General features: G+C 71.8%; 2 protein-coding genes. Both read left to right on the top strand.

The features are described from left to right. Positions 1-842: 5-dehydro-4-deoxyglucarate dehydratase (locus tag RTM68_RS08640; RefSeq protein WP_312170074.1), on the top strand; the 842-nt coding region annotated here is incomplete at its 5' end. After that, a complete protein-coding gene (locus RTM68_RS08635) occupies positions 839-1,972 on the top strand; it encodes a mandelate racemase/muconate lactonizing enzyme family protein (RefSeq protein WP_312170072.1) in 1,134 nt (377 codons plus the stop codon). The genes RTM68_RS08640 and RTM68_RS08635, both read left to right, overlap by 4 nt. Positions 1,973-2,084: the final 112 nt, after the last annotated feature.

The raw sequence follows: 2,084 nt of genomic DNA, 5'->3' as shown, positions 1-2,084 counted from the left end.
TCAAGGCCGGAGAGGGCGACATCTTCGTCTCCGCCGGTGTCGAGGCCGGAGCGGGTGGCGTGTTCCCCGCATGCGGCACCGGCGAGTTCCACGCGCTCTCGGCGAGCGAGGCCGCTGCCGTCACCCGCACCGCGGTCACTGCGGTCGGCGGTCGCGTCCCCGTGATCGCCGGGGCCGGCGGACCGCTCGGCCACGCCATCGAGGTCGCGAAGGCGGCAGCGGATGCGGGAGCGGACGGACTGCTCGTGCTGCCGCCCTATCTCGTCGGAGGAACCCAGGCGGGTCTCGCCGCGTACGTCGAGCAGATCGCCGACGCCGCCGACCTGCCCGTGATCGTCTATCACCGCGGCAGCGCGCAGTACTCGGTCGACACCGTGCGCCGGCTCGTCGCGAACCCGAAGATCGTAGGTTTCAAGGACGGCACGGGCGAGATCGGCACGACCCAGCTGATCGTGCGCGCAGTCGCCGAAGAGGGCCGAACGGATTTCGCATTCTTCAACGGGCTGCTCACCGCCGAACTCACGCAGGGCGCATACCGAGGCATCGGCGTGCCCCTGTACTCCTCGGCCGCCTTCGCGATGGCCCCGGACATCGCGAACGCCTACTACCGCGCGTACGCCGACGGCGATGAGGATCGCCGCCTCGCCCTGCTCGACGGCTTCTACCGCCCGCTCGTCGAGCTGCGCGATGAGACCCCGGGCTTCGGCGTCTCGCTGATCAAGGCGGGGCTCCGTCTCTCGGGCCTCGCGGTCGGGTCGGTGCGCGCGCCGCTCGTCGACCCGACACCGGCGCAGGAGGCCCGTCTCGCGGAGATCCTCGCGGCGGGGCGCGCACTGCTGTGACCTCGATCCGGAGCCTGACGTCGCGACTGCAGCGTGTGCCGCTGACGCGTCCGTGGGCCGCGGACGTGACCTCGGTCGGCATCATCGCGACCCACGTGGTGCGCTCCGACGGCGCAGAGGGCTGGGGCTTCTCCTGGAGCCCGCAGATCGGTGCCCCCGCCGTGCACGCCCTGCTCGAACATGACGTCGCGCCGGCGTCCGTCGGCCGATCCGCTGTTCCCGGCGAGGCCTGGCAGGGGCTGTGGGAGCACCTGCACGAGGCGGGCGGAGGGGGCATCACCACGATCGCTCTCGCCGGCCTCGATCTCGCTCTGTGGGACGCCGAGGCGCGCTCGGCCGGGACCTCGGTGTCGCATGTGCTCGGTCGCCGCCGCGAGCGTGTGCGTGGCTACGGGTCGGGCGTGAATCTGCACTACTCGCTCGAGGAGCTGCTCGCCCAGGTGCAGCGCTGGATCGATGCGGGGTTCGATGCGGTCAAGATCAAGGTCGGCAAGCCCGATCTCGCCGAGGATCTCGACCGGGTCGCCGCCGTGCGCGCCCTGCTCGGGCCCGATCGAGACCTCATGATCGACGCGAACCAGCGGTGGGAACTCGATCGTGCGACGGCCTCGGTCGACGCCCTGTCGCGCTTCGGCCTCGCCTGGATCGAGGAACCGCTGCGCGCCGACGATCTGGCCGGACACGCAGAGCTCGCGCGCCGGATCGACGTGCCCATCGCCCTGGGCGAGAACCTGCACACCGTGCACCGCTTCGGCGACTTCCTGCGCGCCGGAGCCGCTCAGGTCGTGCAGCCCAACATCGTGCGGGTCGGCGGCATCACGCCGTTCCTCCGCATCGCCGAACTCGCCGCAGAGCACGGTGCGGCGCTGCATCCGCATCTGCTGCCCGAGCTCTCGGGTCAGCTCGCGCTCACTCTGCCCGACACCGCGCACGAGGTGCTGGTCGAGGACGTGGAGGATGCCGGCTTCGGCGCTCTCGGCGCCCTCGCGGACCCCTCGCCTGTGACGATCGGCGACGGATGGCTCACCGAGAACGCGCACGAGGGCCTCGGCATCCGCTTCGCCCCGATTCTCACCGGTGCTCCCGCCCCGGCAGACGCCCCACTCACCGCTCGAAAGGATCATTCGTGACCACGTCCCCCGCAGACCTCGACGCGATCGTCCACGCCGCCGCCGCGGCCGCGCCGATCTGGCGTCGGTCCTCAGCCACCGACCGGGCGGGATGGCTGCGCGCCGCCGCCGA

The organism is Microbacterium sp. (assembly GCF_031988965.1).
In the GTDB taxonomy this organism is placed as follows: domain Bacteria; phylum Actinomycetota; class Actinomycetes; order Actinomycetales; family Microbacteriaceae; genus Microbacterium.
The sequence above is the reverse complement of the archived record's forward strand: the minus strand, read 5'-3'. Positions and strand labels throughout refer to the sequence as shown.